The 22587-nt window shown below is 52.1% G+C and carries 14 protein-coding genes; all 14 read right to left on the bottom strand.

What is annotated here, in order from left to right:
- Positions 1-38 precede the first annotated feature (38 nt).
- On the bottom strand, positions 39-2435 hold the full coding sequence (locus B1748_RS14615) for a polyprenyl synthetase family protein (protein WP_087568654.1): 2397 nt from the start codon (positions 2433-2435) through the stop codon (positions 39-41).
- A gap of 165 nt (positions 2436-2600) precedes the next feature.
- Positions 2601-4568, bottom strand: a complete 1968-nt coding sequence (locus tag B1748_RS14620; RefSeq protein WP_087568655.1) for a stalk domain-containing protein — start codon at positions 4566-4568, stop codon at positions 2601-2603.
- A 239-nt stretch (positions 4569-4807) separates the two neighbouring features.
- Entirely contained in the window at positions 4808-5707 is a 900-nt protein-coding gene (locus tag B1748_RS14625) for an ROK family protein (protein WP_087568656.1), read from the bottom strand.
- A 110-nt stretch (positions 5708-5817) separates the two neighbouring features.
- On the bottom strand, positions 5818-6519 hold the full coding sequence (locus B1748_RS14630) for a response regulator (protein ID WP_087568657.1): 702 nt from the start codon (positions 6517-6519) through the stop codon (positions 5818-5820).
- Positions 6503-8041, bottom strand: coding sequence for an ATP-binding protein (locus B1748_RS14635; protein ID WP_256975672.1), 1539 nt, complete (start codon positions 8039-8041; stop codon positions 6503-6505). The genes B1748_RS14630 and B1748_RS14635 overlap by 17 nt, the downstream gene beginning before the upstream one ends.
- A 301-nt stretch (positions 8042-8342) precedes the next feature.
- A complete protein-coding gene (locus B1748_RS14640; RefSeq protein ID WP_087568659.1) occupies positions 8343-10673 on the bottom strand; it encodes a histidine kinase in 2331 nt (776 codons plus the stop codon).
- Positions 10670-11278, bottom strand: a complete 609-nt coding sequence (gene kdpC / locus B1748_RS14645; protein WP_087568660.1) for a potassium-transporting ATPase subunit KdpC — start codon at positions 11276-11278, stop codon at positions 10670-10672. Before kdpC ends, B1748_RS14640 begins: the two co-directional genes overlap by 4 nt.
- A 32-nt stretch (positions 11279-11310) precedes the next feature.
- A complete protein-coding gene (kdpB, locus tag B1748_RS14650; protein WP_087568661.1) occupies positions 11311-13341 on the bottom strand; it encodes a potassium-transporting ATPase subunit KdpB in 2031 nt (676 codons plus the stop codon).
- A 25-nt stretch (positions 13342-13366) separates the two neighbouring features.
- Positions 13367-15046: a potassium-transporting ATPase subunit KdpA gene (kdpA, locus tag B1748_RS14655; protein ID WP_087568662.1), complete on the bottom strand. Its 1680-nt coding sequence runs from the start codon at positions 15044-15046 to the stop codon at positions 13367-13369.
- A 33-nt stretch (positions 15047-15079) separates the two neighbouring features.
- On the bottom strand, positions 15080-15157 hold the full coding sequence (gene kdpF / locus B1748_RS38035) for a K(+)-transporting ATPase subunit F (RefSeq protein ID WP_087568739.1): 78 nt from the start codon (positions 15155-15157) through the stop codon (positions 15080-15082).
- Between the two features lie 103 nt (positions 15158-15260).
- Positions 15261-15707 (bottom strand): SDR family oxidoreductase, encoded by a 447-nt coding sequence (locus tag B1748_RS14665; RefSeq protein ID WP_087568663.1) that lies wholly within the window; start codon positions 15705-15707, stop codon positions 15261-15263.
- A 229-nt stretch (positions 15708-15936) separates the two neighbouring features.
- A complete protein-coding gene (locus B1748_RS14670; protein WP_087568664.1) occupies positions 15937-16839 on the bottom strand; it encodes a class I SAM-dependent methyltransferase in 903 nt (300 codons plus the stop codon).
- Positions 16840-16912: 73 nt separating this feature from the next.
- The gene (locus tag B1748_RS14675) at positions 16913-17314 is read right to left on the bottom strand and encodes an Rrf2 family transcriptional regulator (RefSeq protein ID WP_087568665.1); all 402 of its coding nucleotides are present in this window, start codon (positions 17312-17314) and stop codon (positions 16913-16915) included.
- 228 nt (positions 17315-17542) lie between these two features.
- Positions 17543-22549, bottom strand: a complete 5007-nt coding sequence (locus tag B1748_RS14680; protein WP_143810297.1) for an S-layer homology domain-containing protein — start codon at positions 22547-22549, stop codon at positions 17543-17545.
- Positions 22550-22587: the final 38 nt, after the last annotated feature.

Consider the following 22587-nt stretch of genomic DNA (forward strand, 5'->3'; position numbering starts at 1 on the left):
AGAAAGGAACGCCCGGTCAGGACGCTCCTCAAAATGACTTATGATTGTCTTTGAATCAAATAATGGAGCAGATGCGCCAAAAAGGCCGAATCACGAGGAAGTTCGTTCAGAGCTTCCGACGCAAGACAAAAATGCTCCCACATGGTCTTCGTTGCACCGTCTTTGCCAAACAACGTCACGAACGTCGAGCTGCTATTGCTCTCGTCCTGTCCAACCGGCTTGCCAAGCATCGCGACGTTACCCTCGGCGTCAAGCAAGTCGTCCTTGATTTGGAACGCAATGCCGGCATGATAAGCGTATTTCTTTAACGCTTGAATTTCCTTCTCATCCGTGCCGGCGAGAATGGCAGGCATAAGAAGCGATGCTTCGAATGCGATACCTGTTTTGTAATAACATAAGATGTTAAGCTCTTCGAGCGTAAGCGCCTGACCGCGCGTGCGCAGATCCATCTCTTGGCCTCGGCACATATCGGCCGCCTTAGAAGAGGAATATTGGATCAATTGCAGGACGGATTTCGGCGAGAAGCCGGTCAACGAAGATTGCTCCTCGATAGCCTTCTGGATCAGGAACAGACCGGTCAGCTCGGCTGTTGCGCTATTGTGCACGAGGTGAAGCGTCGGTTTTCCTCTGCGGGAGGAAGCATTATCTTGCGTCGGCAAGTCGTCGAAGATGAGCGACGCCGTATGCATATATTCGAGCGAACGGATGAGCGGAGCGATCGAGGACGGCGATAAACCGTATTCCTCTACGCACATCACCCATGCGACAATGGGCCGTATTCGCTTTCCGGAGCCTTCGAGACTATAGTTGGCCGCATCGGTTAAGGATTCGCCGAGTATTTCGGATCCTCCCTGCGCTTGTAACGGCAGAAGTGCATTGATCTCTTCGCGTATGCCTTTAACGGTTGCGGAAAATCGTTCTTTCTGTTCGCGATTGGAGCGCAGCGTGGACACCATCTGTTCCCGAAGCAGTTTATCGAAAAAATCGACGCGATCGGCCTTTTGTATAAGACGTTCCAGCATATTGTCGAAAGAGGCATCGCCTACGGCGAATACGCGCATGAACGACTGATAGGTGTCCACTCCGACTTTTTGCTTAAACCGCTTAAGCCCGCCGATCGCCCGCTCTAGAATGACCTTGCGGGCAGTGGGTTGCGACCGATACACCCGATGGATCAAGTGAGCCACTACAGCCCAGTATAATTCAAAAGGATTAAGCAGATCAGGACGTTCGCGATGGTTGCTCCAGTAGTAGGTGTATGGCGTTACAGCGCCTGCCGCCAAATCGTCGTACATATCCGCGAAGTCGTCAGCCAATTGGTTATATAGGCCGTAATAGAATGTTCGCTGATCGAAGGCCTCGTCCTCTTGCGCGCCGATAACCGAACGGACGATCAGCCGTGAGGATGCTGATTTAATAATAATAGGCAGCAGCAATTCTTCGTTCGTGTAATTCGTTACTTTCGGCGATTTATCCCGATCGATGTCCTGGGATTGGAAGAAAACATAAGACTGCTCGTAGAAAATGGGCAGAGACTCCGGGTTCTGATGTTTCCTGATCGTCTCGAACGCTTCGCGGAGCTCGCCATGCACATATTGGATCAGACCGGCGTTGTTCCCCGTCCAATTCTTGACATCCGGCACGGAGCCGTGCAATAGTGTGTGACGAATCATGCGCGCATATTGCGATTTCTCCGCGTCGTCAAGTACACCGGAATCCATTAAATCGTCGATAAACGGATAAGTTAATCCATAGGAATACCCTAATCGAATGCCTTGATCCAGTCGGCGAGAACGTTCGGCGGGCAGTATATGATCGTCCATGTCATCCATGACGTGAAGGACGACGCCGATCATGATTTTGATCAGTTTGCGTACCGCGTGCTCTGCATTCATCTCGGGCGGAATGCGATCGGAAACTCGTCTAAGTTTGTTGATCGCCCAAATGACGGCCAACTCGACACCTTCCCGCTGCGCCCAACGATAGATCCCGGCTAGACTCATATGTTCTGGAATCCCTTTGCTGTCGTTCGATGAATCTGATGAAGGAATCAGATGCTGCTTCAGGAAGGCGACCAACTTTTCAATTCGCCTCTGCGTGCTGGGCGATGCAAGGTCTTTGCCAAGATCGCGCATGTACATATAAGTAACGCTGCGTTCCAGATAGTCGTCAAGCCCTCCTGTCAGCCGCTGCCATCGCAGAAATTTTCCGTAATCCTTGTAATCGGGTTTGCGGCCCGCCAGTGATAAAGCGGATTGCCAAGCAGAAGGTTTGATAAGCTCCTTCTCCCATAGCCGGAAATCCGTCAAAAGCGTATCCCTGTAAGATTTATGTCCAAGCTCTTCTTGCAGCAGCGCCAGGTAATGGGCGGCTTTGCGTTCCGCATTCGTATACCAGCTATCGGCAAGTTCTGTCTTCGTATTTAATTGATTCATCTCGGAAACGCCCCTTAATTGTTGCCCTTAATCATACTCGCGCTTCGGCAAGTAGTTGAGTATACGCGCTACCCTCAGCCGGGTTGCTATTAAATATTGTATAAGTTATTGCGCTATAAAAAAACCGACCTCGGAAGGGGATTTCTTCTTTGGTCGGCGATATGGCTATTTATAGTATTTCCCGTTGCCTTTTGCAAATGCTTCGACGACGACGTCGGCATCCGCTTGTTCGTAGGTAATGGCTGCGCGTGCGTAAATGTCCTCATAATCGTAAGTGACATAGACATAACATTGTTCGACTCCGACTACATCGCCCCAGCGCATCTGCGCAACATGATTCATTAGCTTGGCTTTGGCTTCCTTGGACAACCCGTTAAACAACTCTGCGTCTTCTTCTGTTTCAAGCTCGATAAACATCATCGCTTCCGTGCTGTCCAGATTATAATCATTTACGTAATAGCCGTCGATATAGCTGTAAAAAGAGTTCCGAAGCAGCTGCTTAATTGTGGTATCTTCGGTAACGGGCGGAGGTTCTTCGCCAATATACTCGTCCGCTACCCAGTAACCCGCATTGGATATGGTATTGTCGGCATGTCGGATAAATCCGTATCCGTCCATATTGCCTTCATATACTTCTCCGATATAGCGTATGCCGTCTTCCAAATAGAAAATGCCTACCCCTGTTATGTTGCCGTTCGTCAATTCGCCCCGATAATATTTGGTACTGCCGTCGGAATAAACGGTTCCACTGTCGTGAGCCTCGTTGTGATAAAAATATCCTACATATCCCAATTTTCCGTCGTAGTATTGCTTGCCAATATAACGTCCGTCATTCAGCCACTCCCCGTCATAATCCAGCTTGCCATCGGTATAGAATTTGCCTGAGCCATTGTAGTAACCTCTCTCGAAGGAGCCGATATAATAATTTCTTGGCGCTTCGTAATAAGTTCCGTGGCCGTGCAGCGCGTCCCTTTTAAACTGTCCGTTATAACGCAGCGAGCCATCCGCATTAAACCACTTGCCGATCCCTTCGCGCATGCCGTCGACAAACGATCCCTCATAATACGAGCCTCCGCTATACACCATTTTGCCTTCGCCTTGAGGTCGATTATTTAGGAACGGTCCATCGTAATAAGAGGTGGTATCCTCTACATCGTACATAATGCCATTGCCCTCGACGATCCCGTTGTTGAAGTCGCCTTCGTAGAACAACGTCCCTTTGTATAACAAGCGTCCCTTACCGTTAGGAACCCCATCTTTCTGATCGCCGAAGTATTTCGTGTCGTTCGAATACAAATATTCGAAGTTGTAGGAGGTAACGGTGCTGTTGATGGATACCGTTCTCGTCTCAGCATCCCACTCCACGCTCCTCCCGGTAGCTTCTCCGATAAAGCGCAGCGGAACCATCGTGTTTCCGGACATGAGGATGGGGGCAGAAGGTAGGGTTACGGGCTGTCCGCTTACGAAAGCGCTTTTGCTGTCGATGACCAGCTTCAGTTCCAGCTTTTCCTTGCTTCCCGTTACCGTGCGCGTTGCACCATCCCAGCCTACTTCAAGTCCGAATTGCTCGAACAGCGGACGGAATTGCACCATGGTTGAACCTTTGACGATTACAGGATCGATCCCGAATTCGGCAAGCTCTCCATCGATATAGATTTTGATGGGAGCCAAGCTGCTGCTTTCGGAGTTATCGTCCAGATCTATTTTCGTAACGACGGTGACGCCCTTCTCTTTTAATTGTTCCACGACGTATTGGCCTTCCTCATTGAGAGAGCCGCTGTCAATGTATAGAAATTGAAGCGATTCGATCGACGAAAGCGCAGTAATGTCGAGCTTGTCATGGGTGTTCATGATGAATATTTGCGTCAGATACAAAGCATGCTCCAATCCTTTGAGAGACTGGATTTCCTCCGTGTCATCGAGAGACAACGAATGAATGATCGAAATCTCATCCTCCGTAACGGGCTCCTTCTCCGGCAATCCAAGCTCATAACGAATATCGTCCTGCAAAGCCTTGTCCATCGTTAATTTAGACAAAGCGTGGGTTGTGTCCGAGAAACTCCATGCGAAGCTTCCCGCGGCGATTGCGCATGCAATCGCGAGCTTGCTTAATTTGCCGAATTTACGAAACAATGAAATTCCACCCTCCGACGAAAAATAGGATATTTGAACTACTTTAAGTTAAATACGAGATGTCCGCCGGAATTCCTTCCAAACTTGGACAGTGTTAGTAAATATTTTTGTGAAGAAATGCCTTTGACTTTAAATACGTCTGCTTTTATATAAAACGTGAAAAAACCACCCTCGCGGGCGGTTTAGAAGTTGATATTTCTATAGGGAATCTTGTTTCCCCACACCTTTACTTAATTCCATTAACCATTATCGACATTAACCGAGGACTTTCTCCAAGCCTCGACGCCGAGCGCCAAGGATCCGCATAATGCCGCATTATCGCCAAGTCCAGGAGAAACGATATAATTTTTAATGTCATTAACTATAGCGTTAACTTGAACATAACCGTTCAAATTCCGTTGCACTTCTTGCCGTATGAGAGGCAGCAGCTGCTTCTGATGCATGACGCCTCCCCCAAGGATGACCCGTTTCGGAGAAAGCAGCAATATCGTCGATGTGACGGCTTGTCCGATATAGTAGGCTTCCATCTCCCATGCCGGATGGTCCGGTGCAAGCTCGCTGCCCTTCACTCCCCACCGCTTCTCGAGCGACGGTCCTGCCGCCAGGCCCTCCAAGCAATCTCCATGGTAGGGGCAAGCACCTTCGTAACGATCGTCCGGATGACGTCTAGGCAGAATATGTCCGCCTTCCGGATGAGCCAATCCGTGCACAAGCCGTCCCTCCGAGTAAACGCCGACGCCGATGCCGGTACCGATCGTGAAGTAGACGCAGCTATCCAGTCCTGCCGCGGCTCCCCATACCGCTTCGCCATATGCGGCAGCGTTAACATCCGTGTCCCAGCCCATCGGCACATCGAAGCATTCTTTTAAAGTAGCAAGGAACGGAAAGTCGGACCACCCCCGCTTCGGTGTCGTCGTTACATATCCATACGTCTTGCTTGCGGGGTCAATATCGATTGGGCCGAATGTCCCAATGCCAATGGCTTCAACGTCTTTGTTGCGGAAGTAGTCGATAATGGCCGCCATGACTTTCTCCGGCTCCTCCGTGGGGAAGCTGATCCGGTCTTCGATTACGCCTTGTTCATTGCCGATGCCGCACACGAATTTCGTGCCGCCCCCTTCAATGGCTCCGATTCTCATCGTTGTTCATCCTCCTGTTTGTTCATTACAACAAAATGACTGTCCGAGCGGACAGCCAGGTCACTTCTTCCATCTAGCCATAAAAATGGCTAATTGTCTATCCTCATTGCCTAATCTTCTACCGCGAACCGGTACCCGATTCCGGGCTCCGTCAAAATGTACTGTGGTCTCGTCGTGTCGGTCTCCAGCTTCTTGCGCAGATGGCCCACGTATATGCGTAGGTAATGCTGTTCCGTCTCTCCATAGTGACGGCCCCATACTTGCTGCAGCAACTGTCGCTGAGTCATCACTTTTCCCCCGTTGGAAGCAAGCGCTTTGAGCAGATCGTATTCGGTCGGCGTCAATTTGACCCGTTCCCCTCCAAGCTCCACGTTTCGCATAGCGAGATCGATCGTTAAGGCTCCGAAACGAAGGACGGGTTCGCTGACGGAACCCGCGACATGCCTAAGCGCTACGCGTATGCGAGCGACGAGTTCTCCCATGCCGAACGGCTTCGTCACGTAATCGTCCGCGCCTTCGTCGAGAGCGGCGATCTTGTCCTCTTCCCTGTCTCTCGCGGTCAGGACGATGATGGGAGTCTGCGACCATTCGCGGATCCGCCTTAGTACGTCCATGCCGCCCATATCGGGCAAGCCCAAGTCGAGGACGATCAAATCCGGATGCGACATCGACGCTTGCAGAATGCCTTCTTCGCCGCTGCCGGCTTCGGCCACATCATAGTGATGTGCATGAAGCGTTACTTTGAGCAGCTTGCGAATTTGCGGTTCGTCGTCTATGATCAATATTTTGGCTCCTTTATCGGGTGCGCTCATGTGCGTCCATGCTCCTCTCCAACATATGTTCCAGTGAATTTTCCTGGTTTTGCAGCGGGAGACGAATCGTGATGACCGTACCGCGCCCTCCGTTAGGTGCCGCCGATATACGGCCGCCGTGCAGCTCGACAATTCCCTTGCATATGGCAAGTCCTAAGCCCGTTCCCGGCAAATGACTCGTTTTATCGGCCCGATAGAATTTGTCGAAGACGCGCTCTATCGCAGCCGGTTCAATACCCATGCCTTGGTCGGCCACGGCAATCGACACCTCGGCACCGACGGTGAGTACTTCAATGACAATTTCACTTCCGTCCGGGGAGTACTTGATCGCGTTGCTGACCACGTTCGTCAGCACTTGCTCCAGGAGCACTTCGTCTCCGGGGATGGGGGGAACGGTTTCCGCAATGATCACCTTCAGCTTCCTGTTATGTTGGAAGTCCCTGACCTGGGACAGCACGACGCTAATCATGTCCTCCGCGTCGCACCATTGCTTGCGAAGCCGCAGCATGCCGCTCTCCAGTTGGACCATTCCCAGCAGGTTGGAGACGAGCCGGTTCATGCGAAGCGCGCCATCCCGGATCGTGCCTAGCAGTTCCATTCGGTCCTGCGAAGTAAACAAGGCATCATTGTCCATTAAAGCGCCCGCTGAACCGATCATGCTTGCCAGAGGCGTTCTCAGCTCATGGGAGACTGAGTCCAGTATCGCGGTACGCAGCTGTTCCGATTCTGCCGTCAATTGCGCCAGCTTCGCCTCCTCGCTCAACTTGACTCTGGCCATGGCAATGGCCGCAAGCCCCCCGAGCGCCTCCAGGAAAGAGACCGAGTCCGATGACAGCACGACATCATCCAGCTTAACGCCAAGTACGCCATGAACGCGATCCTCGGTGCGCAAAGGCAAATACAACCCCTTCGAAGCATTCAGCGTCGAAGTTCCTTTTCCCGCTCTGTTACCGTTTCTATATACCCAATCCGCAATCGTTAGCTCTGCATCGCCACTCCCCCAATCGTCTGGTTGTTTGGTAGATGCCGAAACCGCCAGAACATCCAGGTCGTCCGGCAAATAAATGACGGCTGGCGCCCCTACGCTGATGGATACTTGATCCGATACGTTATGCAGAAGCGATTGAATGTCTGTAAACGCGCTCATTTCTCTGCTAATCGCGTATAACGAGGCGGTGTAACCTTCCTTCCGCTCGGATTCCTTCAACTGAGCTTTAAGCCGTGAAGCGAGACTAGCCGTTAAAACCGCTACGACGTAGAAAACGACAAACGTCGATAAGTTGCGTAGATCCGAAACGGCGAAGCTGAAAAAAGGCGGGACAAAAAAGTAATTAAACGAAACCAGCCCTAGCGTTGCAGCATAAAGAGAAGGACCTCTCCCGCCGTACACTGCCCCCATCAACACAGGCAGCAAATATAGCAGAGCGATGTTTACAAGTTCAACCGTCGGCCACCACTTCGAAAACACGAACGTCAAAATCACGTTCGCAACGGTTACCCATAGGTATACCTGCTGCCTCATGACCTTCATCCCTCACACGTTAACTTTATAAGAGGTTGTTCAAAAAGTCCGCTTCCCATTACGAAGTATTTCTTGGAGCTTACTCGACGTCGAATATTGAATTCAGCCGAACCTTCCGGTGCTCACGTAGCCTCCACTACGCTCCGCTCCTCAGGTCCTAGCTTCATCCAATCTTCTCGGTACTGAGAACCGAACTTTTTGAACTTGCACTATAAACACCATCATACACAGGAGAACGAAGGCATGGCAACTCGGCGGCGGAAGATGTTTTCCGCTAACTGAAGTACTTCGATTGAAGTTTTTATCTCGTTTTCGCCTCCCGTGCATAGTCGGCTACGACAAGCACATCCATATGTCTCCCGCGGCCCAGTAAGGTCTTTACGACGGAGCCCCGTTGCAAAAATGGCATCCAGCGTCTGGACGGCTGTCCTACGATCATCTGCGTCGTTTCATATGCTGAAGCCATATCTAACAGGATGCGGGGAATATCGCATTTCGACTCGGTTACAGCGTATTCGAAACGCCCTCCAAGCCTCGCTGTAAACGCACAAATTTCGTCGACACGTTTCTGCTCTTCCTCCGTAAGCCGAGAATTGGCGTGGATATAGACGACATGCCATACCGCCTTCAGCCGATGCGCGATGCGGAAGCCCCGCCTAACGAGCCGTTCCGCGCCCGAACCGAGCGTAACCGCTACGAAGATTCTCTCCCGCCTTCGCCATGGTCCCCGCAAATATTCCTTCCGATCCCACGCTTCCAGCCGTTCGTCGACATCGTCCGCGATTTCCCTTAAAGCAAGCTCGCGAAGCGCGATCAGATTGCCTTTCGAGAAAAACCGGCCTAACGCCTGTTCGATCTTGTCCGGCGCGTAGATCCGGCCTTCGCGCATCCGTTGCCGCAGCCGGTCGGGCGAGACGTCGATCAATTCGACTTCGTCGGCAATGCCCAGCATCCAATCCGGCACGGTCTCTCTCACCCGAATGCCGGTTATTTGCTCTACGGCATCATTTAAACTCTCCAAGTGCTGGACATTCATAGTGGAGATGACGTTAATGCCAGCGTCCAGCAGCTCCAATACATCCTCGTACCGTTTTTTGTTTTTGCTTCCCGGCACATTCGTATGAGCCAGCTCATCGACCAGCACCACCTCCGGATTTCCCTCCAAAATAGCCGGAACGTCCATTTCCCTGAGCTGCGTCCCCCTGTAATCGATGACGGCTTGCGGCACCACGGGAAGCTCGCCTATTTGAGAGACGGTCTCTTGCCGTCCATGCGTTTCCAGCAGTCCAATTACAATTTGAACTCCTTTGCGTAAAAGAACATTGCCTTCTCTCAGCATCGTATAGGTTTTGCCAACGCCGGGGGCGGCGCCAATATATACTTTGAACGACCCTCGACTTATCCGATCGATTCGTCGATCCCTCTCTTGTTCGTTCAATCGTTTATAAGACTCGGAGCGTTCCGCTACCCGGTTAGACTTTGCCGGCATAATACGTTCGCCTTCTTGATCCGACCTGTCTGCCACAAAAAAGACATCCGTACTACAGATCTTATCCAGCAATCCGTTCACGATAGAACCTTGCCGCCATTCCTTCCACGGATCGTGTTTGGAATGTCCCATGACGATTCGCGTTACGCCATTGTTTATCGCGTATTGGACAAGCGCGCCGGGGATGCGGCGCCTGCCGGGGTACGGCAGCTCTGTAAAGGTGGCGCCGATCTTCGAAGTTAATTTCTTTATGGAGTCCTTGAACATGGTCTCTTCCTTGTTTAGCGCAGAGCTGCTTTTTGCAAACGAAACGACATGCAGATCTCCATTCAATCGCTTGGCGATCTGCTGGCCGCGGCGGACATAAATAGACCCGTTCCAGTGATATTGAGCGGATACGAGAATCCTCTCGCTGGCTCCCGATGGACCGGTCAGTCCCAACTCTCCCCGGTGCTTCTCCAAGGATTCGTTGACCTCTTCGGCCATCTGCCGCAGCGCAAGCTCCCGCAACACGCCGAGATTGCCTCTTGCCAGCATGGATGCTGATCGGACGCCGGTCAGATTGCCTTCTTCGATCCGTTTCAGCATCGTCTCCGGCGTGACGTCGATCAGTCTCACTTCATCGGCGGATTCCAGCGTCTCGTCCGGCACCGTCGCCTCCCCTTGTATTCCCGTCAACTTGTGCGCTACATGCGATACGCCTTCCAACTCGTAGACGTTTACGGTCGTCATTACGCTGATCCCTCTGCCAAGCAATTCGCGTATGTCCTCCAACCGGGTTGGATTAGAGGCTTCTTTGCGATTCCGATGCGCCAGTCCATCGACCAGTACGATTTCGGGATTGCGGGCAATCAATGCCTCCATATTTAAATCCTTCTGCGGGACATCGACTTTCTGCCAATGAATGCTTGGCACCCGTTCCAGCGTCCCCAACTGCTCCATCGTTTCGGGCCACCCCATGGTCGAGACCGCGCAGATCACGACGTCCGTGCCTTGCTGCTTCAGGCGTTGCCCTTCCCGCAGCATGTGATAGGTTTTGCCCGAGCCGCTTACCGCGCCGATAAAGATCGTCAATCTGCCTCTGCGCAGCTTGGCAATAGTAGACAATATTTCTTCAGGCGTCTTGCGTCTGTAAGAATTCATGAACGGGAGATCATCTCTTGAAGCGCCATGTTGAGCTTTAATACATTGACCCTCGGCTCGCCGAATAAGCCGAGATCGCGATCTTCCGTATGCGCTTTGACAAGCGAACGAAGCTGCTCTTCCGTCAGATTCGTCAGGCTACTTATTCGCGGAACCTGCACGTAGGCTGACTCAGGCGTGATATGAGGGTCAAGCCCGGAACCCGAATTGCTAATTAGCGCGATCGGGAGTTGTTGGATCGGGACTTCGGGATTGTTCTGCTTCCATTCGTCAATAGACGCCAGAGTTCGCTCCAGCAAATCAGGGTTCGAAGGGGCGTAGTTGTTCGAGCCCGACGCATCCGCCTTATAGCCGATACTGGATACGCGGCCATGAAAGTAAGCGGGGTTTGTAAAACTCTGTCCGATCAGCTCAGACCCGACGACATCCCCGTTCCCGTTTTTCAGCAAGCTTCCGCCCGCCTGATTCGGCATGAGCAGCCCGGCAAGACCCGTGCATAGCAGCGGGTACAGCAATCCGCACAAGACAATAAACGTGACGCCCGCTCGGATCGCGATAAGCAAGGACGTTTTCCCCGAACGAATTGGATCCGTATGATTTGTCATTAGTCGCGTCTCCTTCCTTTTTGAACTACCTCTTACACCCAAAGTTGTACGATCATATCGATTGCCTTGATGCCTATAAACGGCACGATGACGCCTCCGAGCCCATAGAGAAACATATTGCGGCCAAGCAGCCTCGAAGCGCTCAACGGTTGATAACGGACGCCGCGCATGGCGAGCGGGATTAACAGAGGAATAATAAGGGCATTAAATAACAGCGCCGACAAGATCGCGGATGCGGGAGATCCCAGATTCATGACGTTAAGCACGCCCATCTCGGGAATCGCAAGCATGAACATCGCCGGGATAATTGCAAAATATTTGGCAATGTCGTTCGCGATGCTAAACGTCGTCAATGCTCCGCGCGTCATGAGCAGCCCCTTGCCGATCGCCACCACCTCAATGAGCTTGGAAGGATCGGAATCCAGATCCACCATGTTGGCCGCTTCCTTGGCGGCGGCAGTCCCACTGTTCATTGCCAGTCCGACGTCGGCTTGCGCAAGCGCCGGCGCGTCGTTCGTGCCGTCTCCGGTCATCGCGACGAGCTTGCCCTGCTCCTGTTCTCTGCGAATAACGGCGATTTTGTCCTCGGGCGTGCTTTCCGCGATAAAATCGTCCACTCCCGCTTCCAATGCGATCGTGGCCGCCGTCAGCGGATTGTCGCCTGTGCACATGATCGTCTTGATGCCCATCTGCCGCAGCTGCTCGAACCTCTCGCGCATACCCGGCTTAACCGTATCCTTTAAATAAATGAGTCCGTACACGCGACCGTCGACGGCTACCGCCAGAGGCGTTCCCCCTTTGGACGCAATAGCATTCCCTTTCTCTTCCAGATCCTTAGGAATGTTGCCGCCCAAAGCCGTTACCCATTTCTTTACGGAATCAACAGCGCCTTTGCGAACCTTGCGGCCGTCCGCCAAGTTCATGCCGCTCATCCGGGTCTCCGCTTGAAAAGGAATGAACGCGGCGCCTTCACCAAGCTCGGCCGAATATTGCCCTCCTGTGTTTCTCATGTATTCAAGCACGGAACGTCCCTCCGGCGTCTCGTCCAGCAGCGAGCTGATCGCTGCCCAACCGGCCAGTTCGCTCTCCGTTGCATCTCCCACGGGAATAAGGGCGCTTGCCATCCGATTCCCGTACGTAATGGTTCCCGTTTTGTCCAGAATCATCGTATTAATGTCGCCGGCAGCTTCCACGGCCTTGCCGGATGTCGCAATCACATTAAATTGCGTCACGCGGTCCATGCCGGCGATGCCGATTGCCGAAAGCAACCCGCCGATCGTCGTCGGGATCAAGCATACAAGCAGCGCGATTAGGACCGGCACTTCCAGGTCGACTCCCGCATAACTGGCGATTGGCGGAAGCGTAACGATCACGATAAAAAAGATTAGCGTCAGGCTTGTCAACAGCGTGTTCAACGCCAGCTCGTTCGGCGTTTTTTGGCGTTTCGCTCCTTCGACCAACGAAATCATACGATCGATAAACGATTCCCCGGGGTCGCTCGTAATCCGCACCATGATCCGGTCGCTCACGACGCGCGTTCCTCCCGTCACCGAGCTGAAGTCGCCTCCGGCTTCCTTAATGACGGGAGCCGATTCGCCCGTAATCGCGGATTCATCGACGGAGGCCAGCCCCTCGACGATTTCTCCGTCGCCCGGGATCCATTCTCCCGAAGCGACCACGACCACATCCCCTTTGCGCAGTTCCGTGGAAGGAACGACCTTTATCCCGCTTCCGACGATTTTGTTTGCCATCATCTCTCCCTTCGACTTCTTGAGCGTATCGGCTTGCGCCTTGCCCCGCCCTTCGGCGAGCGCTTCGGCGAAGTTCGCGAACAGCAGGGTAAACAGAAGGATCAGGAAGACGGTTAGATTAAATCCGAATTGTCCCCTTGCTTCGAAGTAGTCGGGAAAGATCGTCATCATCAGGACGACAAATGTTCCGGCCTCCACGACAAACATGACGGGATTCTTGATCATGGACATGGGATTTAATTTCTTGAAGCTGTCGATCGCGGCGTTCTTCACGATTGCAGGCGTCAACAGCGCTTTGCGTTGCTCATTCATTCTTTTCGTCACCTCATTTTTCGCATTAACGAAGCGTCAGCTGTTCCGCGATCGGTCCCAGAACGACCGCTGGCAGGAACGTGAGCGCTCCGATGATAATAACCGTGCCAATCAGTATGGCTGCGAACAGCCCGTTATCCGTACGGAACGTCCCGATCGTCTCGGGTACCCATTGCTTGGCGGCCAAAGAACCGGCTACGGCAAGCATCGCGATCATGGTGACATACCTTCCCAGCAGCATGACGATCCCGGTAGAGATGTTCCAGAACGGCGTATTGTCGGCGAGGCCCTCGAAGCCGGACCCGTTATTGGCGGCGGATGAAGCGAACTCGTACAGAACCTGCGTTATGCCGTGGAAGCCCGGATTCGTGATCGACCCTTGACCAAGCTGGGTCAGAAACGAGAGGGCCGTCGGTCCCAATATAATGAGCGGATGCACGAGTATGACGATTGCGATCAGCTTCATCTCCTTGGGCTCGATCTTTCTTCCGAGAAATTCCGGCGTTCGCCCCACCATTAACCCTGCCAAAAACACGCCGAGAATGGCGTACATCAGCATGTTCACGATGCCGACGCCCTTGCCCCCGAACACGACGTTCAACATCATCTCGGCCAGCGGCACAAGTCCGCCGATCGGAGTCAGCGTGTCATGCATATTGTTGACCGTACCTGTCGTAGCGGCAGTCGTAACGGCCGTGAACAAGGCGGATTGCGGAATGCCGAATCGCACTTCCTTGCCCTCCATGCTGCCTTGCGAGGCGTCGATGCCTAACTCGTTGATGACCGGGTTGCCTCGCGTCTCCGCTATATATACAGTTGTAAGGAATAGGAGGAACAGCGTCATCATGGCGCTGAACACGACCCAGCCCTGCTTGCGATTCCCGGCGAACAGTCCGTATGCATACGGCAGTGCAGCCGGCAATAGCCACATGGATAAAATTTGGATGACATTCGTGAGCGGACTTGGATTCTCAAACGGATGGGACGAGTTGGCTCCGAAAAAACCTCCGCCGTTTGTTCCGATATGCTTGATAGCTTCCAATGCAGCGACGGGTCCAATTGCGATGGATTGTGTCTCTCCTTCCAGCGTGGTAACGTTGATGGTCGATTGAAGCGTCTGCGGGACCTGCAGCGCAACAAGAACAAGCGTTACGAGAACAGCGGCGGGAATGAAGATACGGGTATGGGCCTTGACGAAATCCTGGAAGAAGTTCCCGATTGTCGTTCCCCTGCTCGTTAACCCGCGAATGAATGCGATCGCCACGGAGAAGCCCGTTGCCGCCGACGTAAACATCATCATCATAATGACGGCCATCTGGGAAAAATAACTGAGTCCCGTCTCGCCGCTGTAATGCTGCAGATTCGTATTCGTGACGAAGCTGATGATGGTATTGAACGCGAGCGTTTCCTCCATGCCGTCGATTCCGCTCGGATTGACCGGCAGCAGATTCTGCGTTCTAAGAACGATGTAACCTATGCCTACTAATACAACGTTTGTAAGCAAGACGCTTAAGGCATAGGCCTTCCATGTCATGCCTGCAAACGATTTTAAGCCAATAAGTTTGAACAACAAGTTTTCGAACGGTCCGAAAACGGCATCGCTCCGGTTCCGCTTATTCGAGAACACGTGATAAACGTAAGTGCCTATCGGCTTGACCAGCAGAATAAGCACGATCAAGACGATGGCGATTTGTACTATGCCCATGAGGCAGCCTCCTTCGGGTACGATTTGGGTCGGTCAGAATTTCTCCGGATGGATCAGCGCGTATACCAAATAAACAAAAACGAGCAGGGCACAGATCAGCAGCAAGGTCACCGGGAATCCTCTCCTTTATCTTCAATGACATGCCCGCACCATGCCGCGAATCCGTAAAATAAGACAAACGCGGCAGCCAGCGTCGCAGCCATATACACATCCATCATTTAGTGTCATCCTCTCCCGTTGATTCATGATCCGTCATCTCGTCCGTTATTAAGAAGTTGGAATCCTGGCCGCTTGCATAAATAACGTAGTTGGCGCCTAGACCTCGGTACATCAGCTTGGGCCTCACCTGTTCCGTAATGACATAGATGGGATTGTTGCTCCACTTCCTGCAGATCAAGAGATAGCGGCAGATTTGATTCAAGCTTCGTTCGAACAAATACACTCGGCCTATGCCGATATCGGGGGCCGCCGGCCAGACTCCTTCGTCCGACGTGTCCACCGCTATAATAGTTTCAACGCCTAATCCCAGCAGCCGTTCGTATTCCTGCTCATTGTTGACGATCGCTGCAAAAGGGATATGCCTATGGAGAAGAGCTCTAACGAACTGTTCTCCCCTCAGGTTAGGAGCCGATACTAATATGACATTTTCGTGTTTGTTCATGTTCGTTTTCTCCTCTGTTTGCTTCAGGCCCAAAAGCTGAAGCTGCGGCATTTCATGAAGTCCGGATTCACACTTTCATCTTAGAACGGGTTCGGGTAAAAAGGGGGTAAAGAAATAACGCCGTGATATAAAAAAAATATAAAAATCGCGAATCCGCCTTGGTACGCAAAAAGGTCCTTGAGCAACATGCATGCTCAAGGACCTTATGATGTTTTTAGCTGCTAATCGCTTAAGCTTGACGAGGCTTTCGCGTATACATGTTTTGATCCTGGAGTCGGATGAGTACCTTCCCGAATCGTCCGCCCTCCTGGTATTCCACCTGTCCATCCGGATAGGTCTGCTGCATATATTCCGTAATGATGGATAGGCTGTTTTCGTCTGCCGGCAGACCGTGAATTTTCAGCCAGTTTATTACCTCCTTATTGGCAATCTCAAGGTCGCTTTTTGTCGTTTTGACTTCACGGGAAAGGATGGATTCGAACGAATATCCCTTCAGATAAAGCAGGTGCAGCAAATAGGCAAACTCCATGATCTCATCACGAATCGGCTCCTGTGTAACTAGTGTTCGCACTTCATCCAGAAGGCTATGCTCCCTTCGTCCAGCCGGCATGCTGATATAACAGTATCCACGTGCGCAGCTCAGCACCCTCTCCGCGCCATCCCAGTCCGTTATGACTGGACACATGGAGACGAACACGAGATCGAATTTATTTAGCCAGCCTTTGCCCTCCAGGTCGATATCTTCGAAAGGTTCGGCGATCACTTCGACGCTTCCTTCGGGCAAGTCCTGAATATTCTTTTGCAGCAGCTCTCTCAGAGGACCGTTTGGCTCGACGGCCGTGACGCGGGCTCCCCGCTCCGCGAACGCAACAGAGAATCCGCCGGACGCGGCACCAATATCCAGCACAGTCATGCCGTTAAAGTCCACATTCTGGCCTTCAATCCAGCTCAGGATACGATTGGTACGTTTTTTCCCCCCTTCGCTAAACACTTCCTTATTGAATGCGACCGCTCTTTTATCAAATACGCGTGTCGGGTCCATGCCTGCGTTCAACATTTTGTTAATGGCGGTATTACGGTCTTCCTTCCAGGCTTTCTCCCATACGGATGCGTCAAAAAAGGTATTCATCATTATTCCTCCATTTTTTTATTGAGATTTTGTAGAGTTATTATGTCTATGATCGGAGCCGAGAAAAAAACGTCCGTTAAGGCACGTTTTTTATCGACTGGGCCAAATCGTATATGGTCTGTTCGCGCAAGCGACGCTCCATTTGATCTTCCGCAGCCAGCACCACCTTCTGAATGACGCATTCCGGGCCATGGTCCAAGCTGCATTCGAACAACGAAGTCGTCCCTTCGATGGCATGGATGATATCGAGGAACGATATTTTCTCCCAATTTCGTTTGAGCCGGTATCCCCCGCTCGCTCCGGACGCGGATTCGATCATGCCGGCTTTGACGAGCTTCGTCAATATTTTGGACAAATAGGTTGGCGAGACATTCTGCTTCTCCGCAAGCTGCTGGACGCCTATGGGCTTCTCCGGCGTGGCTACGGCGAGAAAAAGCATGCTGTGAAGCGCATAATTCGTCGCTTTGGAGTATTTCAACGTTATCCTCCTTCCGATTATATTGCAGATATAATGAATCTATAATAACTTCATTTAATGGATTCGTCAATTCCGCTTTCGAATTGAAGCAAATTTTCTTCAGAGCTCTATTGAACACTAGGCCACTAAGTTATATAAAAATCCCGGCACCGTCCCTCCCACTTGGGACAGACATTGTGCCGGGATTTTCAAATTAATGGAGTTTAGGTCCTCTCTATATTTGATCTATTATTCATCTTCCTCCAAATAACGAACCAGTCTTAGAATAACGGTAACTGCTTCCGCTCTCGTCACCTGATCCAAAGGCGCGAATAGGTTGCCCGTGCGGCCGTTCATAATGCCCAATTCCTTAAGCAATCGAGCTGCGGGTCTCGCCCATGCCGGAATAGTCGCTTCGTCGGCGTAGCCGGAAGCCGAATCCGCATTAGGCGCGTCGGGGCCAAGCGCTCTCGCAAGGATTACGGCGAGCTGCGACCGCGTTAATTCGTTTTTCGGACGGAACGTTCCATCCTCGTAGCCGGACATTAATCCCATCTCATCCGCTAGTGCAATAGCTCGCGTTGCCCACGATGATATATCAGCACCATCCATGAATGGTGGAGCAGCCGAAGCTTCTTCGTTCGGTCTGAGCGCATTCATGATCATCACGATAAATTGTTCTCTTGTGACGGACTGATTCGGACGGAAAGTACCGTCCCCGAATCCTTGCGCGATGCCGTGCTCGATTGCTTCATTAATCTGCTTGTTTGCCCAATGCCCCCCAATGTCATTCACCCCCGGCTTAGCGCTCGGCTTCGGCGTAGGAGCCTGAGTTGCAGAAGGTTTAGGCGTGTTAGTAGGTTTCGGAGTAGCCGAAGGTTTCGGCGTGCTGGCTGGCGGCGGCGTTGATCCTGTCGACTCCGATGGCGACGGCTCCGGCGTCGCTGCAGGCTCTTCCTCCGTCTCGACATGAATCATGACGTACCCATTGTTCGATGTAAACGGAGTCGTTTTGCCGTTCCAACGAACCTGCTCAGCGCCAGGCGCATAGACGACAAACGTCCCGCGATCAAACTCAACTCCATTGTTTAATGTGACATTAAGAGTCGCACTGTCCATATAAGCAAGCGGACTCACATCCGATGTGTCCAGTTCGGCGCCCTCAAGGAATACATATTGAAGCTGTCCCGGCTCAAGCTCTCCGAACTCGTATTGGAACAGATTCGTGCGTCCATCCGTCAGCTTCACTTCAATCTGTTCGATGGGCTTCGAGTTCAGCCGACGAACTGACTGGATCTTGCTCTCTCCGCTAAATGGTTCCAGAACCGATACATAACGGGCCTCCGTCCCGTTCACGCGATTGACGACCGTTGGCGTATAAGCATCCGTATCATTGCCTGGACCCGGCGATTCGCCCACAATCATCGTAGTCGGCTGATGCGCAGAGCTCGTCAAGCTGAACAGCTTCAAGCCGTTGCCTGCCGGAGTGCGCCATGTCCCTTCCCAGATGCCGTCTGCCTGCGCCGATTGTCCGTTGCGGAAAAAGGAATAAGCATCCTCCGTGCCAAGCGTTTCAGTCATCGGTTCCATCTCGCCGTCCGTCTCGAAGCTTCCGATTCCCCGCATGATCCAGTCGAATTGGCGTTCGCTTGCCGATGCCACGTCGAACAAGTCAATCATATAGTCCGGGGTGACAGCAACCGTACGTTCGTATTGGCTCATATTGTCATACGCTTTGCTCGATGTATTCGTCATGATACCGAAGCTCTCCGAAGGGAGATACAGCTTGGTCGGTTCGAAGCTTTCGACATTATTGACAGTTGGAATATTTTGCGTCTTCCCGTCAACGGCTACGGTATTATGGGAGAAGGTCATTTTGTAATAAGAAGTGTACATGGAATTACTGTAAGGCGGGATGCCGAGATCGGGCGCCAGACGCTCGCCTTTGCCGAAAATATCGAGATGCAGCTTGTCCGGATGTCCATGATATCCGCCGTGCAGACCGTAGTCGACCAAAGCGAACAACTGGTCGTTGCCCTCGCCTACGCGAATGACGGAATGGCCCAAACCTTCGAAATTCAAGCTTTCGGAAGGCAAGCTTCCCCCTGACGCGATATCCGTCTTGCCGTAAAACACCGCCTGCTCGCCGACGATTCCGCTGGAGGAATTGTTCGGAACAACATAACCGCCGGGCGGTCTCTCCTTGTCGATATACAGCGTATTCAGCAAAGCCGCATAAGAAGAATCATTGTATTCGGCATACACAGCTTCGTAATCCATCGGCACGACTCGGCCGGGAGCGCCCAGATTTGTCGGATATTTGCCGGAATCGTTGCTGTTGATGATGCCAAGGTCGGGATAGGCATACTGAAGCGTAACGTCGAACGTCTTCTTGAAGTTCGCGTTGCCGAACAGATCGTAGCCCATCTCCTTAAGGGATTGCGCATGAAGCAATAAAGCCATCTGGGCGTAAAAGTGATAGCCGATGGCTCCTTCGTACCAGAAACCGTCGGACAATACGCTGTTCGTCATTTGATAATCGAAGCCGCTTCGCCCCAGGACGGAGAAGTCCATAAGCGTCTTGTCCTCCAGCACGGCGCCGATGGCTCCAATCGCGGCGTTATGCCAGGTTTGCCAGTTGGACTTGCCGACATCGTAACCTTGCAACGTCTTCGCCGATGCCGCGAACAAGTTTTGTTCGATGCCATATGACTCTGCAACGTCAAGCACTCCGCTTGGCTTGATGAGATCATAAGCTTGCACGAGCTGGATCATCTGAACCGCTTCGTCCAGCGTCTGGAAAAACAGCTTGCCGTATTGCGGCTGCACGGGATAACTTGGATACAGCTCGGAATAACGGACCAGAATTTCCTTCGCTTTGTCGGCATATTTCTCTTCGCCTGTCAACGCATACACAATGGCGAGATTTCGCGCCGCTTCCGTATTCAGCGTGTGAGTCGTAAATCGCCAGCCTGCATCAACCTGATCGCCCGTTACGTATTCATTGGTGGCGGGACATAGATGTCTGTTAGGCGAATCGTAGTTGTACGTCAAAGTCGTGTCGCCGCAGACGAACCAGGTGGTCTGCCCTGCCGGCTGAGTCGGATAATAGATTTCCTTCTCCAGCCAAACATCCGCTTTCGCCTTAACGGCTTCAAGATAGTCGGCTGCCCAGTCGTAATGCTCGATCTTCTCTCTGGATTCCTCCAGTTGCTCCTTCGTAGTCATGATGTACGGATGCTGCTTCGTCGCGATTCGTTCCGAGCCTACGGAGACATTGAGCTCAAGCTTCAACGCTTTGCCGCCTGCGGAAGGCTGAACGGAAATAATCGCCTTCCTGGTTTCGCCAGGATCAGCGTCCGCCGGTACTTGTACTTCGAATTCGATGTCAATTGCGCGTCCTACCTCGACAACTTCCGTTACGCTGTCGTACGTGACCAGATATTCCGTACCGAAGCCGGACTCTGTCGTCAAGTTATAGGCCGTGCTCGCCTCTCCTATGTTTTTAAGGGAAAGGCTGTAATGCAGAGCGCTGCCCGGGAGCGCGCTTTGGCTGATTTGTTTGATGGAGGGCTCGACCACGTTTTTGGCTAAGGCAAGATTGTCAAAATAAAGCTTGTCCGTCGGATCCGGCGCGGGATCGGAACCGTACCATTGCGGGTGGACGATCAGCTTGCTGATCTTGCTCATCTCCGCGGTTCCCGTTGAGTTCAAAAACTTGTTGAACGGCAGCTCGATTTTTTTCCAGCCTTTCCAATCGACAAAAAAGGATGTCATAAAATATTCGTTGCTCGGCGTTGCGGGATCGTTGGCATATAGCAGGAAATAAACTTTTTTGTTGGAAGCCTTCTCCGAATACAGCCAGAACTCGATTTGATCGTAATTCTGCCACTGGATTTGGTTAAGCTCGGTAATATGCCCTGCGTTTGTCCCATCATGCCCGACAATGTCGATCGGAGTCGCGGGATTCGCCCAATATCCGGAGTATTGACCGGCAGCCGGCGAAGCGGCGTTGGTCGTATTCGTCCAACGGATAGAGCCCGTCGTAAAGTTTTCATTGGTGCCGAGCGGCGTGCTGCCCGCACTGGACAGATCAATCGTGTAGGCATATGCCATCAGCTCGCTTGAGTAGCTTCCGATCATCGCCTTTGTCACAAGCACGGCGTTCTCGTCGACCACGATCGGGCCGTTGTACAACCGGTAAGCGGAATCCTCCTCGCCTTCGTATTTATAATAAATTTGCGCATCTTCCGATTCGGACGTCAATGTAACGTTCTGTACTTGCGGGAAGGTTCCCGCTTCGGGAGCTGCCTTGACCTCGCCGACGAAGTTCGGATCGATATCAACCGTGTAGGTATAGGTCGTTTCGGCGCTGCTCACGCCGTTCATGACGGACTTGACGACCAACTCCGTTGTTTGAGTCAGTTCCAGAGCGCCGGAATACAGTTGGAAGTCGTTGTCTACTCCTGAACGTTTGTAGTAAATGCGGTTCGCGCCAGGCGGCGTGGACGCGCTGACGAGATTCACTTTCACTTTGTTCATATAGGTGCCGCTAGGCTTGTCCGCCACGGCTGGGAACAATTCGCCGCTTCCGGTCAGTCGGAAGTCATCCAGATATACCGCCAATTCGGGGTCATTGGTCGTGCTGCCGAGCGCAATGGGATTAAATCGCAGATAATCAAGAGGACCAAACGGTTTTGGGGCCCCCGTAATCTGCATTTTTATCGTGGCCAGCGGAATTTCGATTTTTTTCCACCCCGTCCAATCCAGCATCAGTCTGTAATAATAATAGGCCGACGCGTCGCCTTTCATATAGAAACGAATTTCCACCGGTCTATCGGTTTGATTGCCGGTACGCTGTTTGACCGAATAAGCCCAGAACGAAAGTATATCGTAGCTGTTCAAGTCGACGCTGAGGTCCTCCTTGGAATAAATCATGGCGCTTCCCGGAACCAGACTCCCCGGGTTAGCCTGATCCGGGATGGCCAAAATCCATTTTTTTGAACCCGACCCTTCGTGGACGTAATCCGGATCGATATTGATTTGGACCGCGAGACCGGAGGTGCTTGTCGTATCGCCGGCTGTATTATGCGCGCTGGAGTCCATATTGTTCATTTGGAAATCCAGATCGAGCAGAATTCCTCCCGCCGCTTGAACCGCGATCGGCATAGCCAGATTGGCAGATGTTATTAAACCTAGCAGCAAAGTGATTACAAGCAAGAAAGATAACGGTTTCATACTCCGTGATGATGCCACTAATCCTCATCCTTTCGCTTGACAGTTTGTCAGAAGAC

It is taken from the genome of Paenibacillus sp. MY03 (assembly GCF_002165585.1).
Taxonomy (GTDB): Bacteria; Bacillota; Bacilli; order Paenibacillales; family Paenibacillaceae; genus Pristimantibacillus; species Pristimantibacillus agaridevorans.

What these genes read in the sequence shown, in the direction of transcription:
- B1748_RS14630 (WP_087568657.1), bottom strand. Translation starts at nt 6,519, where the DNA reads ATGAGCGCACCCGATAAAGGAGCCAAAATATTGATCATAGACGACGAA.
- kdpC (WP_087568660.1), bottom strand. Translation starts at nt 11,278, where the DNA reads ATGACAAATCATACGGATCCAATTCGTTCGGGGAAAACGTCCTTGCTT.
- B1748_RS14635 (WP_256975672.1), bottom strand. Translation starts at nt 8,041, where the DNA reads ATGAGGCAGCAGGTATACCTATGGGTAACCGTTGCGAACGTGATTTTG.
- kdpB (WP_087568661.1), bottom strand. Translation starts at nt 13,341, where the DNA reads ATGAATGAGCAACGCAAAGCGCTGTTGACGCCTGCAATCGTGAAGAAC.
- B1748_RS14670 (WP_087568664.1), bottom strand. Translation starts at nt 16,839, where the DNA reads ATGATGAATACCTTTTTTGACGCATCCGTATGGGAGAAAGCCTGGAAG.
- kdpA (WP_087568662.1), bottom strand. Translation starts at nt 15,046, where the DNA reads ATGGGCATAGTACAAATCGCCATCGTCTTGATCGTGCTTATTCTGCTG.
- B1748_RS14615 (WP_087568654.1), bottom strand. Translation starts at nt 2,435, where the DNA reads ATGAATCAATTAAATACGAAGACAGAACTTGCCGATAGCTGGTATACG.
- B1748_RS14625 (WP_087568656.1), bottom strand. Translation starts at nt 5,707, where the DNA reads ATGAGAATCGGAGCCATTGAAGGGGGCGGCACGAAATTCGTGTGCGGC.
- B1748_RS14665 (WP_087568663.1), bottom strand. Translation starts at nt 15,707, where the DNA reads ATGAACAAACACGAAAATGTCATATTAGTATCGGCTCCTAACCTGAGG.
- B1748_RS14640 (WP_087568659.1), bottom strand. Translation starts at nt 10,673, where the DNA reads ATGAATTCTTACAGACGCAAGACGCCTGAAGAAATATTGTCTACTATT.